This is a genomic window from Pseudomonadota bacterium, from assembly GCA_039033415.1.
Classification (GTDB): domain Bacteria; phylum Pseudomonadota; class Gammaproteobacteria; order Xanthomonadales; family SZUA-38; genus JANQOZ01.
Genome location: JBCCCR010000001.1, coordinates 171,912 through 188,296 on the forward strand (window position 1 = coordinate 171,912; position 16,385 = coordinate 188,296).

General features: G+C 60.1%; 13 protein-coding genes. 6 read left to right on the forward strand and 7 right to left on the reverse strand.

The genetic code is table 11. The features are described from left to right. Window positions 1–58: 58 nt before the first annotated feature. The 3 genes from eda to AAF358_00710 are packed head-to-tail and all read left to right on the forward strand — an operon-like array spanning window position 59 to window position 4,019. Window positions 59–700, forward strand: a complete 642-nt coding sequence (gene eda / locus AAF358_00700; GenBank protein ID MEM7704036.1) for a bifunctional 4-hydroxy-2-oxoglutarate aldolase/2-dehydro-3-deoxy-phosphogluconate aldolase — start codon at window positions 59–61, stop codon at window positions 698–700. Next, window positions 700–1,728: a sugar kinase gene (locus AAF358_00705; GenBank protein ID MEM7704037.1), complete on the forward strand. Its 1,029-nt coding sequence runs from the start codon at window positions 700–702 to the stop codon at window positions 1,726–1,728. Before eda ends, AAF358_00705 begins: the two co-directional genes overlap by 1 nt. 8 nt (window positions 1,729–1,736) lie before the next feature. Further along, window positions 1,737–4,019 carry a heparinase II/III family protein gene (locus tag AAF358_00710; GenBank protein ID MEM7704038.1) on the forward strand — a complete coding sequence of 761 codons (2,283 nt, stop codon included), beginning with the start codon at window positions 1,737–1,739 and terminating at the stop codon, window positions 4,017–4,019. A 31-nt stretch (window positions 4,020–4,050) separates the two neighbouring features. On the opposite strand, the gene AAF358_00715 is transcribed toward AAF358_00710, so the two are convergent. From AAF358_00715 to AAF358_00725, 3 genes are all read right to left on the reverse strand, one after another. Continuing rightward, window positions 4,051–5,406: an FAD-dependent oxidoreductase gene (locus AAF358_00715; GenBank protein MEM7704039.1), complete on the reverse strand. Its 1,356-nt coding sequence runs from the start codon at window positions 5,404–5,406 to the stop codon at window positions 4,051–4,053. Continuing rightward, window positions 5,403–6,338 carry a prenyltransferase gene (locus AAF358_00720; protein MEM7704040.1) on the reverse strand — a complete coding sequence of 312 codons (936 nt, stop codon included), beginning with the start codon at window positions 6,336–6,338 and terminating at the stop codon, window positions 5,403–5,405. The genes AAF358_00715 and AAF358_00720 overlap by 4 nt, the downstream gene beginning before the upstream one ends. A 99-nt stretch (window positions 6,339–6,437) precedes the next feature. Beyond that, the gene (locus tag AAF358_00725) at window positions 6,438–7,010 is read right to left on the reverse strand and encodes an adenylate kinase (protein MEM7704041.1); all 573 of its coding nucleotides are present in this window, start codon (window positions 7,008–7,010) and stop codon (window positions 6,438–6,440) included. A gap of 214 nt (window positions 7,011–7,224) precedes the next feature. On the opposite strand from AAF358_00725, the gene AAF358_00730 reads away from it, so the two are divergent. Both AAF358_00730 and AAF358_00735 read left to right on the forward strand, forming a co-directional pair. After that, on the forward strand, window positions 7,225–8,121 hold the full coding sequence (locus tag AAF358_00730; protein ID MEM7704042.1) for a LysR substrate-binding domain-containing protein: 897 nt from the start codon (window positions 7,225–7,227) through the stop codon (window positions 8,119–8,121). A gap of 103 nt (window positions 8,122–8,224) precedes the next feature. Next, entirely contained in the window at window positions 8,225–8,581 is a 357-nt protein-coding gene (locus tag AAF358_00735; GenBank protein MEM7704043.1) for a hypothetical protein, read from the forward strand. 141 nt (window positions 8,582–8,722) lie between these two features. Here the strand turns inward: AAF358_00735 and AAF358_00740 are convergent, their stop codons facing one another. The 4 genes from AAF358_00740 to AAF358_00755 form a co-directional block, all read right to left on the reverse strand. After that, on the reverse strand, window positions 8,723–10,933 hold the full coding sequence (locus AAF358_00740) for a carboxypeptidase regulatory-like domain-containing protein (GenBank protein ID MEM7704044.1): 2,211 nt from the start codon (window positions 10,931–10,933) through the stop codon (window positions 8,723–8,725). 165 nt (window positions 10,934–11,098) lie between these two features. Then, window positions 11,099–12,517: a DUF3526 domain-containing protein gene (locus AAF358_00745; protein ID MEM7704045.1), complete on the reverse strand. Its 1,419-nt coding sequence runs from the start codon at window positions 12,515–12,517 to the stop codon at window positions 11,099–11,101. After that, the gene (locus AAF358_00750; GenBank protein ID MEM7704046.1) at window positions 12,514–13,935 is read right to left on the reverse strand and encodes an ABC transporter permease subunit; all 1,422 of its coding nucleotides are present in this window, start codon (window positions 13,933–13,935) and stop codon (window positions 12,514–12,516) included. Before AAF358_00750 ends, AAF358_00745 begins: the two co-directional genes overlap by 4 nt. Then, window positions 13,932–14,660, reverse strand: a complete 729-nt coding sequence (locus AAF358_00755; protein MEM7704047.1) for an ABC transporter ATP-binding protein — start codon at window positions 14,658–14,660, stop codon at window positions 13,932–13,934. The genes AAF358_00750 and AAF358_00755 overlap by 4 nt, the downstream gene beginning before the upstream one ends. 182 nt (window positions 14,661–14,842) lie before the next feature. Between AAF358_00755 and AAF358_00760 the strand changes: the two genes are divergently transcribed. Beyond that, window positions 14,843–16,369, forward strand: coding sequence for an NAD(P)/FAD-dependent oxidoreductase (locus AAF358_00760; GenBank protein ID MEM7704048.1), 1,527 nt, complete (start codon window positions 14,843–14,845; stop codon window positions 16,367–16,369). The last annotated feature ends 16 nt before the right edge of the window (window positions 16,370–16,385 follow it).

Sequence of the window (16,385 nt, forward strand, 5' to 3'; positions counted from 1 at the left end):
GCCTTTCTCGTAGCTGTTCTCGGCGACACCGGATGATCAATTTTACAAGAGAGAAGACATGACGATTCACGAACTGCTTAGCCAAAGCCCGGTCGTGCCGCTGGTACAGGCAGATGATCCTGAGGTCGCCGTTGAGGTCGCCCGCGCCCTGGCCGTCGGCGGTTTAAGGGTTGCAGAAGTGGTGTTCCGGACCGATCGGGCGCTCGAGTGCCTCAAAGCGGTAGCCGATCATGTCCCCGAAATGGTTGCAGGCGCCGGGACCGTGCTCAATCGCGAACAGGCACAGGCAGCCTTGGATAACGGAGCGCAGTTTCTCGTATCCCCAGGTCTGGATGACGGCGTGGTGGAAACGGCTCAGCGCCTTGGTGTGCCGGTTTTTCCCGGCATCATGACGCCAACCGAGGCGCAGCGAGCGACCAACCTCGGGCTGGATACGGTCAAATTTTTTCCGGCATCGATCGCGGGCGGTGTGCCCGCGCTGAAGGCTTTGGCAAGCGTCTTTCGCCAGCTTCGCTTCATGCCAACCGGGGGCGTCAGCCCGGCCAATCTGGCTGAGTTTCTTCGAGTGCCCGCGGTGATCGCCTGCGGCGGCAGTTGGCTGACGCCTGCCGACGCGATCGCGGCGGGGGATTTCGACGCGGTAACCACACTCGCAGCGCAGGCGTTAGAGCTCGCGCGCGACGCAGAGAGGACATCCTGATGGGAAAATTTTTGACCTTTGGCGAAATCATGCTGCGGCTCAAAGCTCCGGGCCACGAGCGATTCTTTCAGTCGCCCACCCTCGAGGCCACGTTCGGCGGGGGCGAGTCGAACGTGGCGGTGGCGCTGGCTAACTACGGCCTGGACGCCGGCTTTGTCACCGCACTCCCGGATAACGATATTGCTGAAGCATGCATGCGAGAGGTGCGAGGATTTGGTGTCGACGTCGGCGCTATTCGGCGTAGCGGCGACCGCATGGGAATCTACTTCCTCGAAGGCGGCGCTAACCAGCGCCCGAGCAAGGTCATCTACGACCGGTCCCGCTCGTCGATTGCTGAATGTGGTCCTGGCGATTTTGAGTGGTCGAAGATTTTTGCCGGCGCTGAGTGGTTTCACATCACGGGCATTACGCCCGCGCTTTCCCAATCGGCCGCGGATTTGTCGCTGGAGGCCTGTCAGGCCGCCAAGGATGCCGGGGTAACCGTCTCGTGCGATTTCAACTTTCGCGGCAAGCTTTGGAAATATGGCAAGACGGCGCCGGAGGTGATGCGGGAACTGGTTCGCTATGTCGACGTCGGTATCGCCAACGAGGAGGACTGCCAGAAATCGCTGGGGATTTCTGCCGATGTCGATGTGCATACGGGAGAACTCGACAGCGCGAAGTACGAGGCCCTGTCGCAAAAGGTGCTCGACACCTATCCCGATATGTCGATCATCGCCATTACGCTGCGGGAAAGCCGCAGTGCAGACACCAACGGCTGGTCAGCATGCTTGCGAGACAGCGACGGTTTTAAGCTCTCACGGCACTACGAAATCACAGACATTATCGACCGAGTTGGCGGTGGAGACAGCTTTGCCTCGGGACTGATCGCCGGGCTCAAGCTTCACAGCGATCGTCAGCAGGCGCTCGAATTCGCCGTTGCCGCGAGCTGCCTAAAGCATTCGATTTCAGGCGACTTCAACCGCGTTTCAAAGGCCGAGGTTGAGAACCTGATGGGCGGTGACGCTTCGGGCCGCGTGCAGCGCTAAGCGTTCAGATGAAATCGAAAGAGCCCGGTACGGCTCGACGCAGCCGCCTACGGATTTGGCTGGTTGTGGCGGGCCTTTTGTTCCCGCTCCTGTGTGTCTCGTCAGATCGGCCAGGTTTGCTGCTGACTGAGGATGGCGTCCGAATCATCCGCTCGCAGCTCGGCAGCGTACCGCTGTTTGATGCCTCGCTGGCGGCGGTCAAGCGTGAGGTCGATCGGGAAATCGCAGCGGGCATCGAGACGCCGATCCCCAAAGACTTTTCCGGTGGCTACACGCATCAGCGTCACAAACAAAACTTCTTTACCGCTCAAAAGGCGGGCGTCCTCTACCAGATCCTTCAGGACGCCAAATACGCGATATACGTCCGCGACATGTTGTTGCAGTACGAAAGTCTGTACAAAACGTTGCCGCTGCATCCGCAGGAACGTTCGTATGCCCGAGGTCGACTGTTCTGGCAATGCCTGAATGACAGCAACTGGCTTGTGTATATGAGCCAGGCTTACGACACGATTTACGACTTCCTGTCTGAGGCGGAACGAACACGGCTCGAGGACAACCTGTTCCGACCCTTTGCTGACTTCCTGTCGATCGAAAATCCTCAGTTTTTCAATCGGGTTCACAACCACAGTACCTGGGGCAATGCTGCGGTTGGCATGATCGGTCTGGTGATGGACGATCAGGAGCTGATTGAGCGTGCCCTTTACGGCGTCAACGACGACGCCCCGGATAGCTCAGCCCGGGATAACGACGGCGGCTTTATCCGCGTTGAGGGGCAAAAGGCGGGGTTTCTCGCCAATGTCGACGCCCCATTTTCGCCCGATGGCTACTACACCGAGGGCCCGTACTATCAGCGCTATGCCATGTATCCGTTTCTGGTGTTTGCCCAGGGGCTGAATAACCTCAAGCCAGAGGTGGCGATCCTTAAGCACAAAGACGGTGTGCTGCTCAATGCGGTCGATGCGCTGCTCACGCTCGCGGATGCAGACGGGGAGTTCTTTCCGCTCAACGATGGGCAGAAAGGTATGTCCTACGATGCCCGCGAGCTGGTGACCGCGGTGAATATCGCTTACCACCTCGGTGGGAGGAATCCTCAGCTATTGAGCCTCGCTGGTCAGCAGGGGCGAGTCTTGCTGGATGACACCGGCATCGCCGTGGCTATGGCGGTGAGAGACGGCAAAGCTGAGCCTTTTCAGAAGTTATCAGTGAACCTGTCTGATGGACCCGAAGGTCGTCAAGGGGGTGTTGCGGTCCTCCGTCAGGGTGATGAGGATCTGACGCTGGTCTTCAAGTATTCCGCGCAGGGGCTCAGCCACGGGCACTACGACAAGCTCTCTTATTCGCTCTACGAACGGGGTACTGAGGTTCTGCAGGACTACGGCTTGGTCCGCTTCGTCAATATTGGTCAGAAGGGTGGGGGCAACTACCTGCCGGAGAACGCTTCCTGGGCGAAGCAGACCATCGCCCACAACACGGTGATTCAGAACGAAACATCCCATTTTGGCGGGGCCTACGAAATCGGCAGCCAACACCATTCGGTGCTGCATTTTTATGACGCTTCCGATCCCGGCATACAGATTGTCAGCGCGACGGATGAGAACGCCTATCCGGGAATGAAAATGCACCGCACGGTGGCGCTTATTGGCGACGAGACTCTCGATCGGCCATACCTGCTGGATGTCTTTCGACTGACCGCCAGCGCCAGCAACCGTTACGACCTGCCTTTCTACTTTGCAGGGCAGGTCATCAGTACCAACTTTGCTTTTTCGACCCCGTCTACGCTCGAACCGCTGGGCGCCAACCATGGCTACCAACACCTGTATCTCGAGGGTCAGGGTGAGCCCTCGTCGGGCAGTAGCCAGATGACCTGGTTGAACCATGGTCGTTTCTACACGCTGACGACGGCGACGCTGCCGAACGACACGTTGCTGTTCACCCGGATTGGTGCCAACGACCCGAGCTTCAATTTGCGTCGCGATCCCGGCTTTATGGTGCGACGTGACGAAGCCGGCGAGACGGTTTTTGCGTCGCTAGTGGAGAGCCACGGCAGCTACAGCCCCGTGTCTGAGCTTGCGCTGAACGCAACCAGCGATGTCGAGGATCTTGCGGTTACCATCAACAATGAAGCGTATACCGTCGTGACCATCCGGAAGACGGATGGTCCCTCCAGCATGCTGATCATCGCAAATGCGGATGCCTCAGCTGACACCGACCATCAGCTCGAGATCGACGGGCGGCTTGTCCAGTGGTCCGGACCCTACAAGTTCTTTCCACGCGTCGAGAGGCGCAGGTAACGCCCTGCCGGGTCGCCAATCAGCCCGCCAGTTACTGCGTGGTATGGGCCGAGCGGGTTGCCCGGTCGCTGGCCATACCGCTTCCATCGCGAGCGGGAGCTGGCGGGCGTGAGTGGATCGTAGGCTGATGCCAGGGACAGGCTACGCCCAGGTTTTCAGCGACGGCCATCGCCGATTTGACGGCACTTTCGAGCAACGGGATGCCGTGTGACGCGTAGGAACCACAAAACCAGATGCGCCGATCGGGCTGTTGATGGAGCGTCGCCAGGCGCTTGAGCCCCCTGAGCGAAGTTGCGTTCACGATCGGTCTTTCAAACTCCGCTTGGCCAAGGACCCGCGATGGCTCCGGTTCGATCACCGGATTCCAGGTTTGAAAAATCGGACGTGGCCCGGGCATCTCCTGAATCGCGTTCATCCAGATGGTCGCCATGGGAGCCGCATCGTCTTGCGCCAGCAGAAAATTCACCGGGGCCCAGCGCGACTCACCGCCCGGCGGCGCCAGCCGGGGATCGGTGTGAACGATGACCCGACTCGGTTCATAGGTAAAGCAGTCCAGCACGTCTTGCTCGTCTGTCGATGGATCCTCGAGAAGCTGCACCGCCTGATTGGCTTGCGCCGCAACGACAACGTGATCAAACGTCTCTGTATCGTCGGGAGTTCTGATCGAAACACCGTCACCTGTTCGGGTAATACCGACAACCTGAGAACGAAGATGAACCTGCTTCGCCGGGGAGGACAGGCGTTTGACCACTTCTTGGGTTCCATCGGTCACGCGCCGGACCGCTGACAGCAGCAGACCGCTGTTGATGTACTCGAGAATCACGCGGGCCGGATAAGCTTTGACGCTGTCGTGGCTGCAGGTGCAGATCGCGGCATAGGCCGGGTAGAGAAACCCTTCCGCAAAATCCTTGGAATAGTCATTTTCTGCCAGATAGTCCTCGAGCGTCATCTCATCGGGGATGCCGTCCGCCAGCGACTTCGGCGCCTTCCGAGAAAGTCGCAAGATCTCCCAGCCGATTCGCAGGGCTTTAGGTTTGAAAGATCCCGCGCCTTTTAGAAACGGTACTGAGCGGCGACCCAGTCGATAATTGCTGTAGCGAAAGTAGGAATTTTCGTTGAGGGCGCCGAAAGAGGCTGCATAGTTGATGGCCTCAGACTGAATGCCAAGCTGCTGATAGAGTGCGGTCAGATTGGGATAGAACCCAGAAAAAAACACGCGCAGCGGGACGTCGATGCGGGCACGATTGGATTCATCCACAACGTCGAGCGACCGGGCGTCCATCCCCAGATGATCGTGCTTTTCAAAGAGGGTGACGTCATGCGCCCGACCCAGGAGCCAGGCGGCGCTCAGCCCGGCGATGCCGCTGCCGACAACCGCAATCTTCATGGCGACCCGCTCAGCAGCAACACGCCGATCCAGGCGCACAGAAACCAGACCTGACTGGCGGAAACCGAAATCATAAAACGCTTGCAGCTAGCGAAATTGGAAGCGTCCGCCCGCTTGACGTTTCCTGACAGCATAACGCCCGCCAGCAACAGCGCCGCGGGCATAACGATGATCAAAAGATCCGTCGGCGTCAGGTCCAGCTTTGCCACGACGGTACACAGATACGCCAGCGTCAGCAGCATGAGCACAGCCTTTCGTGCGTGAGGTTCACCTCGCCGGACTGGAAGCGTTCTCTTGTCACCCGCTTTGTCCGACGGATAGTCCGGCAGCGCCGTGACGATGTTGCCAGCATGAAAGAGCAGGAACAGCGGCACCAGGGCGGGCCACGGAAACCCTTGGAGCGACCCGTATTGAAGATAGAAGCCGACCAGCGGCAGCAAGACGCCACATCCCAAACCCTGCAGCATCTCGCCGTGCCCGCGATAGGACAGCCTCAGCGGCTTCGAGTTGTAGGCCCAGCAGAGCGTAACCGCCAGCGCCGCGCCTAGCGGGAACCAGGGCCGATCGAGATAGATCCCCAGCCAACCCGCTAAACCAAGGAGACAAAGGAGCGCCAACCGGGCGCCGATCAGCAGATCCTGGGGCTCAAGCTTGCCCTCCGGAAGCACTCGCGAACCGCCCGAAAGAAAGTACTGATCGTTGGTCCTGTCGACGGCTTCGTCGGCGTAGTCGTTTAGATACAAGAGGTAAACCTGATAGACCACACCGAACAGTAGCGCGTAGAGAAAAAACGTCAAACTCAGCGCCCCGTGCGTGCGGAAGGCAAACGCCTGCCCTAGAAAGAGAGGCACGAAGATCATGGGGTGCGCGATCGGTCGGGCCGCCTGAACCCACGGACGAATTCGGGCCCGAGGGCTGGCTGCAGGTTTCAACGTGCGCAAATCCAGCAGCGGCGGCAAGCCTGCCTGTCTGAAGCCAGGAAGTGACTGGGGATTGATTGTCCGACCATCGCCATACGGTGCTTTGTCACGTCAGGCCTTCGGCAAGGACGCTGCGAAATCGTCAACAGCGCGAGCTGATGCGAGTCGTATGAAACGGATGTGCCGCCAGCGCTTCTCCTCCTGCCAGGCTAACGTCTGCCGTCGCTTTCTTTCATGCTGAGTGACGATCCACCACAGCAGCGATTCCTCGCCGCGCCAGAACTTGAGCTGGGTCCAGAAGTCTTCTCTATTGGTCCCCCACAGCAGCTCTTTAGTCCGCCAGCGACGCCAGGATCGACGCAGCATTCTTGCCACCAGCTGTCCCCTGGGCAGATCCAGCCACACCAGCGTCTCAAGCCGCGGCCAGAAGACGTTTTGAGAAAACCGACTGTATGACCCGGCCACGACCCAGCGATCACTGTTGGTGGCATCCGCAATCCGTCGCTCGAATTCCGCTGGGTCGGTGGCGTTCAGTCCAACCCAGTTCGGCTGCCAGTTGATGGCGTCCAGCTCAACCAGCGGATAGTCGAGCGCAGTGGCAAGCGAGGCCGCCAGCGTACTTTTGCCCGAACAGCTGTTGCCGAACACGTGAATGCGTTGGCCGAGGTGATGACAGGTATCCAAAATCCAATGCCGCCAGCTTTTCTTTGCTACCAGGAGATGAGACGGCCTCGCGTCTTGCCGAGTGGTTGGCCGTTTGGCTCTTACATTCTACCCAAGCCCTACCGGGGTCGCCGAGGTCAGCTCGCCATGAGCGCAGCCGCTTGCGTTACGCTGCGCCGTGATTGGCGTACAACTTGCAGTTCGCAACTCTTCGGAAAAAAGCGGGAAACGAATCATGAGCAACACTAGCCGACTGCCTGCGTTGCGCTCCCTGCGAGCGTTTCAAATGGCGGGCAAACACCTGAGCTTTAAGAAAGCTGCCGACGAGTTGTATCTCACGGCTTCGGCGGTCAGTCACCAGGTGAAAAACTTGGAAGCCTTTCTGGGGCTCGAACTGTTCTACCGAAAAACCCGGTCGATGGAATTGACCCCAGCGGGCCAGCAATATTTCCGTTACCTGGACGGCATGTTTGCCCGACTTGAAACAGAAACGCACCAATTGTGGGCAGAATACGGTCGCCGCATGATTCGGCTGTGTGTGCCTCCGTTTTTCGCCAGCGAAATTCTTCTGCCGAAGATGGCTGAGTTCCAGTCCATCATGCCCGACACCGATATCCGGGTCAGCACCCAGCCGAGCCTGATGAAAGAACATCCGGCGGATGTGGATCTGTCCGTTCTGCTCGGCAACGGCGAATGGACAGATCTGGTGACGTACCCCTTGTTCGAGCGCCGGCTGGTGGTGGCCGCCGCGCCGAAGCTGCTGAAGAAATTTGATCGCTCGACCGAGCGCAGCCTTGACGGACAGGTGCTGATCATTCACGAAAATCGGCCTAGCGCTTGGAGCAACTGGGCGGCGGCCCGCGGCGTGGATACGCCCAAAGCGGGCAAGATCCTGCGCTTCGACTCCATGTCCTCGGTGGTCCAGGCGACGGTCCAGGGACTGGGATTCGCCATTGTGTCCTGGCCTCTAAGCCGCCGGTGGTTCGAGTCCAACGCGCTGGGCCGGGCTTTCGCCGATGAGTGGCCGACAGGTGAGCACTTCTACCTCGCCTATCGCCCCGGTGACCCGGAGCGCCTGGAAATAGTTGGTCTGGTCGACTGGATCAGGAATAGCTTTAACGAAGACGCATGAATTTTTTTGCTCCCTGACCCCTAAAAAACGCGTTTGTTGGGGCTCCCTGTCCTGCCTAACCTTGCACCGGTGATTCGAGCATCTAGTCAACGGGAGACAAGTGATGAGCAAATTGAAGCATGCAGCAATGGGATGTGCCCTGGCTCTGTCAGCAGCAGGTGCGCAGGCCGCTCAGGTCAAAGATGGCATGAAAGCCTGTGCCGACGCGCTGGTTGAACAGCTTGCAGAAACCCGGCCGGTTTCCAGCAACTACGCCATGGGTCAGGGTCGCGGTTTCATCAACGAACGGGATCGCCTGCGTCCGAGAGAGTCGTTTGAAATGAACGCCCGCAGCGCTACAAGCCATGAGGTGATTGCACGAGTCGATTGTATTGTGAACAACCGCGCGGAGGTACTCGAACTCAAGGGTCTGCCGCTGGCGGCGCAAGACGTCAGCCCAAAGGCTGACGCTATTCGCTAAGCGCTGCGGGCGGCGCGTTGTTCGAGGTCAGTAGAGCGGCTCTGCCTGGCAAGGTTTCAGGGAGAGCCGCGCTGGCCTACTCACCGCCGCGCGGCGTTGATCAACGTCGAGGCAACACTACGGATCGCGTTGTCTCGTGCTTCACCGGGATTCGAAACCACCGGCGAAGATCAGCGACTGAACAACTTCAAGCTGAACGCCCTCAACGTCGGTGTCAGTGATCTGCACGGTGAGCGATCCGTCAGTTCCGCCACCTTTCACGACACGGCTGTTTTTCGGCACGCTGGTGGGGCCGCTGATGCTGAATGACCGCGTCAGCCGTGGAACGAGCGTATAGCTGCCCGCGAACAGGGCGCTGGTCACGTATTGGCCCCTGCCGCTAGAGACCGTCGACCAGGCGCCAACGCTGTTTCCTGATGCGTCGAACACATCCACTGTCAGTCGCACGGGCAGTCCGGTGGCGGTATCGATAATCTGGCCGGAGATGGTTGGGCCAGGATTCAGTGCGAAGTCGATACCCGACACGTCAGCACCGGCGATCGTGACGTTGCTGCCACTGGATGGGTCACAGAAATCCTGCATACAGTTGCTTGGGTTGCCAAAAACCTGGCCGAAAAAGCCAAGCCCGTTGAAGCCGAATGCACCTAACGTCACACGGCCACCGTCTTTGACCACGACCCGGTAATCACCATCGGGCAGGCCGCCGGTGGTATAGGTACCGTTACTGTCGGTGTTTTCCAGCGCCACCCGCTGACCGGCGGGCGTGAAAATTTCGACGTTTCGGTTCCGCAGGGGCGTACCGCTCGTCGCGTCCGTGACGGTGCCGGAAAGCGTGAATCCCTGGTTCAGCGCAAAGTCGATGTTGGGGGTGACCGCCCCTGCGGTCAGGGTCACCGGGGTGGCGAGACCTAAATCGCAGGCCAGCCCAGCGCAGTCGATCCCGCTGAACGCCTGATCAGCGAAGTTGCCGCCCAGGAAGCTGGCGGCTCCCTGGCCGGTAATACTCTGCGATCGGAACGGCAGTCCGGTCGTCACAATGTAGTTGCCGGGCTCAACGCCGTCAGCCGTTGAGATCGTGCCCGCTGCGTCGATCACCCCACCACCAGCGACTTCGCCGGATGTCGTCAGAATTGCGATGGCAATGGCGTTATTGCCATTGATGGCGGCGCCGGTTGCCGCATCGGTCACCTGGCCTGTGATCTTGCCTCCCCGATTCAGCGAAAAGTTCTGAACCACAGGCGATCCAGGCAGCAGCGTGACCGGTACACCTTCTCCACGATCGCAGCCGGCAAAGGGGCAGCGGGACGTGTCGTTCAAAATACGAAGCAGGTCGGTCGTGGTGGACGGCTGGGGATCAATTTCCAGGATATAGCTGCCCGACAGTCCTTCGATGCGGTAGCTGGAGTCAAAGGTGGGTCCGAAGGCGTCGCTGAATACGGCAAAGGTCGCCAGCTGCAAACCATCGTCCGGGGTCCAGATCCGAATGAAGGTAAATTCCGGGTCCGATATGGGTAGGCCGGTGGCGGCATCCAGGATCTGCCCCGTCATCAGCGCTCCGGGCTCCATCACAAAATCAATGGCGGTAACCGGCACGCCAGTGCTGACGGTGATAGGGGTTGTGGCAGTAATCACGCAGCTCAGGTATTCGCAGGTGAATCCGCTGTAGGCCTGCGAGACGAAGTTGCCGTAGGGCAGCGGCTCGGTGATGAACTGGTCGACACCCGCGCCGGCGAAATAGGTTCCCGCCTTCAAGGCGTAATCGAACGTGTAGTTTCCGGCGCCGTCCGTGAAGGTGGTGCCGAGCGCGCGGAGGCGTTCAAACGGCTCATCGGTAAAGATCTGCACAGGAACGTCAGCGAGTGGGCCCCCGGCTGAGGCGGTGACGTTGCCACCGAAGGACGCCCCCGGGGCCACACTAAAGTTCTGGGTGATGGTTGCTCCGGCGGTGACGGGAATGGCCCCGACAAACTCCGGGTCATTGCTGTCATCGAGCTCACAGAACAGGAAGCAATCGACCAAGCCCGTGGTGTCGCCGGCGCGCGCCGGTTCGTGGGTTTCAGAAACGATTTCGAGCAGAATTTCGTTAACCACGACGGCGGGGGTCGTGTCTTCGCGCGGCGTCGCAAACCCAGAAGGGTCAACGGTCACCGTCAGCGTGTAGTTGCCTGCGCTGTCGGTAAAAGCGAAGTCCAGCCCCGGCCCCGTGTAGAGCGTGGTGTCGGCGATGGCAACCGTCACGTTGGGGACAGGGTTGCCCGTACCTACCTCGGTGACCGTGCCGCTGATGGTGGCGGTCTGGGCGACGGCTTGGGTGGAAAGAAAGCACAGCAAAAGAAAGGTGACACGATTCATAGGTATTTCCCTATATCCATACTGACTCGTAGGGACAATATACCAGTAGACCGCACGGTTTGCCGGCGAAAGTTCGAAAAGGACCTTCACGACTGGGGGCGTTGAAGGACTGACCAGGAGCCGGTCGAGGTGCCGTCCCCATCGCGAAACCCGGCAGATGAATCGTTAGAGAATAACTTCCATGGGCGCCTCAAAACGCCGGCGCGCGACGATGAGCCCCACCAAAGCCAGCAGCGCGAGGTACGCTCCGGGGAGCAAGCTGCTCGTCAGAATGGTCCCCGCAGAGTCGTCTCGGAACGCAAAGTCTGGGATCGCTTTTGCGTCGGCAACCGACATGCGTTGTTTTGCCACAATCGCTGGCCCGACCTGTTCGGCCAGCGCCTGCAGTGCCTCCCTCGCCTGAGTTTGATACGCATGCTGACGGTCCGTATCGGCACCTGCGGCTGCGTTGAGAATCTTTGCAGCGATCATCGCCGGGGACGCAAATTGGGTCAGCTGAATCAGGCGATCGCGCCGGGAGCGAGCGTCAACAAACGCTGCGAGTATCGGTGAGGTTCGTCGTTCTACCTCAACATTCTGAAGGAACGTGCCTCGATAGTAGTCAGGGACGGCTTCATCGCTGACCGTCAGCTCGGGATGATCAACAAGAAAGCCCGCGGTCAGCTGCGCCGTCTCGCGAGCAGCGTCACCCTGAGCCTCTCGCATCTCGGAGAGGTAAGCCAGTCGGGATGGCTGCGGGTAGAGCCGTTCCGCGGTCGTCGACACCACCCCCGGAATGCCCAGGGTCAGCACCGCCCAAGCCGTGATTAAGCAAGCGATCACCGCTTCGGATCGTTTGATGAAAGCAACACACAGACTGATCAGCGCGAGCCAGAAAAGCAGGTAGATGCTGAGGCCCAGCGTAAACACGCCAAAACGTCCTAACCGCTCGCCAAAGGAAACGGAACCGGCGTTGACGAAAAGAAAAACCAGAGCCACCAACGTCAGGCAGGCCCAAAGAATCGCCGCTCGCAGCAGCAACCTTGAAAACACCAGGCGACCCGGGCGGATCGGCTGGGCGGCAAGAATTCGAAGGCGCCCGCTATCGCGGTCGGCAGCGGCTGCGTCGAAGGTCAGTGCAATCATCAGCAGCGGCAAAAGCACCACCGCGACAAAAGCAAAGTCGAAGTTACCGAGTTGAACCAGCCCCGGGTTGTCGAACTGATAGTGTGGAAACAGGTTAACGGTGTTCGACCAGGCACCGATGGTTGCCGTTGTTGGATGTAGCTCAAATGCGCCCCGAGCAAAGTCTCCCAGCGGTGCCGGCGCCAGCGCAGCGGGTAAACGCAGATTGATGGGGCGGGCGTCGTAGGGTGAGGGTGTGGTCTCGCCGTTCTCAATTTGCTGGAGAGTCGCGAGCCACTTTGCGCGACTGTCGTCGACCGATTCCTGGTAAGCCGTGGCCTGCGCTACGCCGGTCTGCAGATGCCGCCCGCCGGCCCACAGCGCGTAAGCGGCGGCCAGCGTCAGCGTTGCCAGGGCGATGATGCCAACCGGTCGCAAAAACAGGGTTCGAAGTTCATGCTTGAGCAACATCCCGATCATCGCGTCCGCTCCAGCGTCTGCGAACGGCGCATCGCCCAGGCCGCAAACCCGAGGGCGAACAGCAGCTGAGCGCCCAAAGTAAGGATCGGAACAGCGTACGCCTCCCTAAACTCTGACACTTTGGGCAGGGTGTAGGGAAAGTCTTCGATCGTTGCCCAAAAGTCTGGACTCGAAACGTACCTTCCACCCTGGTTGCCGGCGTGCAGGAGCATGTCCTCGTTCATCTGCTTAACAATCTTCCGCCGATGCTGCTCAGCGGCCCAGACAAAATGCTGATGATGGTAACGGTCGACGCCCGCTAACCCTGCAGAGAGTCTGTTCAGCGCCATGGTTGGCGATACCGCTGAGAACCACCCAAGCACGCTATCCTGGCTTGAATGACTGGCCGCCAGGCCATCATAAATTTCCTCGAAAAACGGATGAGCCACCTCTTCGCTTCGCTGGAGAGAAAAGGCCGAGTAGCTCACGGGCAGCTCTGCCTGGCTGCTGACATCATAAGAACTGAGCAGCTCGGCCAGCTCACGCTCCTTCAGAGCGGCGTCTCGACCGTATGCCCCGGCTGCCGCCGCAAGATCACGGCGAATCTCTCTCGCTTCCGGCTGAGGGTGGAGCGTTGAAGCGACGTCCCCGGCAATGCGCGGGATCGCGATCACGGCGGCTCCCCAAATGACGAGCAGCGTCAGAAATGCTGACCGTCGTGACTGGCACAACGAGGACACAGCCAACGCTACCAGGACGTAGACCGCCAGGGTCGCTAGATACGCCAAGGTGATGCCCCCGACCCGGAACGCCTGATCTGGGATGGGCACCAGGTGGGTCGCCTGGGAAACGGGTGCCAACGACAGCAACAAACCGGGAGTGAAGATCAGCAGCAGCCCCACCATTCCGGCAATAACTTTGCCCATGATGACGGACGTTGAAGACGCGCCGATGCTCAACAGCTGGCGCAGGGTGCCGTCTTCGCGCTCGCCCGCCACGACCGCGAACATGGCGCAGAAGATGATGAGCGGGCCAAAGATCTGCAGTATCCAGGCCGGGTTGAGATCGGCGAACTGCTGGAGATCGCTACGATCCTCGGCACGCCGGTACACCGCCGGATTCTGTTTGTGGGCCTCCATCCACAGAGCGATACCAGCAAAATCGAGGCTGCCAGGGTCAAACAGCGCCAGCGACGGAATCGGCTTGAACGCATAACGGGAGAAGTGCGCCGCCGCGTGGGGGTTACGTTCCCCCTGCGCGAGCCAGACTTCGCTATCCGCGGTGGCCGCTTCGACGCGCTCGCGGTCAAAGGCCTCAACGCGCGCGTTCCCCATCAGGGCCGCTACAAACATCAGTGCGGTGGTCAGCAGGGTGAATGTAATCAGCATTCGGTTGCGAGCGAGGGTCCGAATCTCCTTGGAAATCATCACGCCGATCATGACGGGGCCCCCGCCTCGTCGTGCATGTGCGCCAGATAGACCTGCTCGATCTCGGTTGCTGACAGGCTGCTGGCTTCCAGCAGGTCGACCAAACGGCCGGCTTTCATGATGCCGATCCGTGATCCCACGTCCTTCGCGCGGAAGATGTCGTGGGTTGCCATCAGTACGGCTCGGCCCTCGTCTCGCATGCTCGCGAGCAGCGAGCAAAAATTATTGGCTGCGGCCGGGTCCAGGCCTGAGAGCGGCTCGTCGAGCAGCAGCGCCTGTGCGTTTTTGGCGAGAGCGATCGCTACCCCTACCTTTTGTCGCATGCCCTTGGAGTAGGTTGACGTTCGTCGTTGAGCATCCTCCGCGGGGAGCCCGGCCTCTTCCAGGTGGGCAATCAGTTCATCGCGTGAACGTTTCCCGCCGGCAAAGCGGTCGAAAAACTCCAGGTTCTCCAGCCCGCTCAGCTGCGGGTAAAGCGCAACCTGTTCGGGGATATAAGCAAGGTGGGCTTTGGTTTCGAGCGGCGCGGATGAGACCGATAGGCCGTTGACGGTTGCCTCGCCAGCCGTCGGTTCCAGAAATCCGAGAAACAGGTTGATGGTGGTCGTTTTACCGGCGCCGTTGGCGCCAAGCAGACATAATACCTCGCCACGAGCGACTTCAAGGTCCAATTCATGCAGTGCGACGGTTGAGCCGAAGTGTTTGGACAATCGGCTGGCTTTCAGCATGGCTTCCATAAGACTCCCTTCACGCAGGGCTTGCAGCGCCGGTCAGCCCAGATCGACGTTATAACATAACGTTTCCTAGTGACGACGACCCTGATTCCCGCGGAGAGGAAAAGCCTGCTCTCGGCGTTGTTCGCTTTTGTCGGCGGTGGCATTAGATAAGGTATCAGCCAAATAGACCTGAGGTGGAGCGGATGAAGTCGAAAGATCAGGTAGCGTTGACTCGTCGAGGCTTGCTGCGTCTCGGTGTAGCGGCAGGTGTTGCGGCGGCACTGCCCGGATTATTGGTGCCGCCCGGTTACGCCCAGTCGGCTTTAGCGCCCGCAAGTCCTGGGGCGCATTCAAAGCGGGTGCTTGTGGTCGGCGCCGGTCTCGCCGGCCTGGCCGCAGCGCATGAGCTCACGCGTGCCGGCCACAACGTGACCGTGATCGAGGCCACAAGCCGACCCGGCGGCCGCGTTAGAACGCTGCGCCAGCCGTTTGCGGACGGGCTCTACGCGGAGGCCGGCGCGATGTTTGCTGGCGGGCCTCACATCACGCGGTACACCCAGGAGCTGGGGATTGATCTTGTACCGCCGAATTCCGGCGGCGGCGGGCAGCCGGGCATGGTCTACCACGTGGCTGGACAGCGTCTGATTACGCCAGAGCGAGACGGTGATCCCGTGGAACCATGGCCGTTTGCGCTGACCGACCAAGAGCGGAAGCTCGGGCGAAAGGGCCTCTTTGCCACCTATGTTGCTCCCTCGCTGCGTCAGGTGGGCAATCCTTATGAGGCGGGCTGGCCTGCGGCATCGATCAAAGCGCTGGACGATGTGTCCTTTGCTGATTTCCTCAAGAGTCAGGGCGCTTCTCCCGCCGCAATTTCCATACTGCGGCTCGAGACCTTTGATCTATTCGGCAAAGGTATCGAAAACCTGTCTGCGCTTTCCCACCTGCGAGACTGGGCTGCCTATGCGCTGGAGGAGCCCGGCGGCGTCTTCGGCGTTGTTCCTGGCGGCACCGATCGTCTGCCCGAGGCATTCGCGTCCCGTCTTGCGGATCGGATTGAATACGGTGTCGAGGCGCTGCGGCTGGAGCAAGATGCTGACGGCGTCAGGGTGCACTGCCGCCGTGGCGGCCAAAACGAAGTGCTCACGGCTGATCGGCTGGTCTGCACGCTGCCTTTTACCGTGCTGCGCCACCTCGACGTTGCGCCAGCGCTCAGCGCTGAGAAAGCCCGGGCGATCCGGACGCTGACTTACTCGAGCATCACGCGGGTGTTTATTCAGGTGAAACGTCGCTTTTGGGAAAGTGATGGCTTGAGCGGCTTGGGCTGGGGTGATCGGCCGGTGCCGCGGGTGCTCATTCAGCCGATGGGCAAGCCGACCGATCGTGCCATTGTGGAAGCCCATACGGGCAAGGCCACCGGCCTTCGGCTGGCGGCGATGGACGAGGCCGAGCGGGTGGAGTTTGCCCTCGACGAGCTGGAAAAGTACCACCCCGATATCCGGCGTTACGCCGAAGGCGGCACGTCATATGCCTGGAACAACGACCCGTGGAGCCAGGGTGGCTACAGCTCCTTCGCTCCCGGGGAGATTTTTGAGTTTCTCCCGGTAATCTCCAGGGCGGAAGGCCGTATCCACTTTGCGGGCGAACATACTTCCCGACTCTCGACCTCGATGGACGGCGCTCTGGAGTCCGGTGCGCGCGTCGCCAACGAGATCCACGGGTCAGCAAGTTGAAGACTAGCGCTGCCGC

What these genes read in the sequence shown, in the direction of transcription:
- eda (MEM7704036.1), top strand. Translation starts at nt 59, where the DNA reads ATGACGATTCACGAACTGCTTAGCCAAAGCCCGGTCGTGCCGCTGGTA.
- AAF358_00705 (MEM7704037.1), top strand. Translation starts at nt 700, where the DNA reads ATGGGAAAATTTTTGACCTTTGGCGAAATCATGCTGCGGCTCAAAGCT.
- AAF358_00710 (MEM7704038.1), top strand. Translation starts at nt 1,737, where the DNA reads ATGAAATCGAAAGAGCCCGGTACGGCTCGACGCAGCCGCCTACGGATT.
- AAF358_00715 (MEM7704039.1), bottom strand. Translation starts at nt 5,406, where the DNA reads ATGAAGATTGCGGTTGTCGGCAGCGGCATCGCCGGGCTGAGCGCCGCC.
- AAF358_00730 (MEM7704042.1), top strand. Translation starts at nt 7,225, where the DNA reads ATGAGCAACACTAGCCGACTGCCTGCGTTGCGCTCCCTGCGAGCGTTT.
- AAF358_00735 (MEM7704043.1), top strand. Translation starts at nt 8,225, where the DNA reads ATGAGCAAATTGAAGCATGCAGCAATGGGATGTGCCCTGGCTCTGTCA.
- AAF358_00740 (MEM7704044.1), bottom strand. Translation starts at nt 10,933, where the DNA reads ATGAATCGTGTCACCTTTCTTTTGCTGTGCTTTCTTTCCACCCAAGCC.
- AAF358_00745 (MEM7704045.1), bottom strand. Translation starts at nt 12,517, where the DNA reads ATGATCGGGATGTTGCTCAAGCATGAACTTCGAACCCTGTTTTTGCGA.
- AAF358_00750 (MEM7704046.1), bottom strand. Translation starts at nt 13,935, where the DNA reads ATGATCGGCGTGATGATTTCCAAGGAGATTCGGACCCTCGCTCGCAAC.
- AAF358_00755 (MEM7704047.1), bottom strand. Translation starts at nt 14,660, where the DNA reads ATGGAAGCCATGCTGAAAGCCAGCCGATTGTCCAAACACTTCGGCTCA.
- AAF358_00760 (MEM7704048.1), top strand. Translation starts at nt 14,843, where the DNA reads ATGAAGTCGAAAGATCAGGTAGCGTTGACTCGTCGAGGCTTGCTGCGT.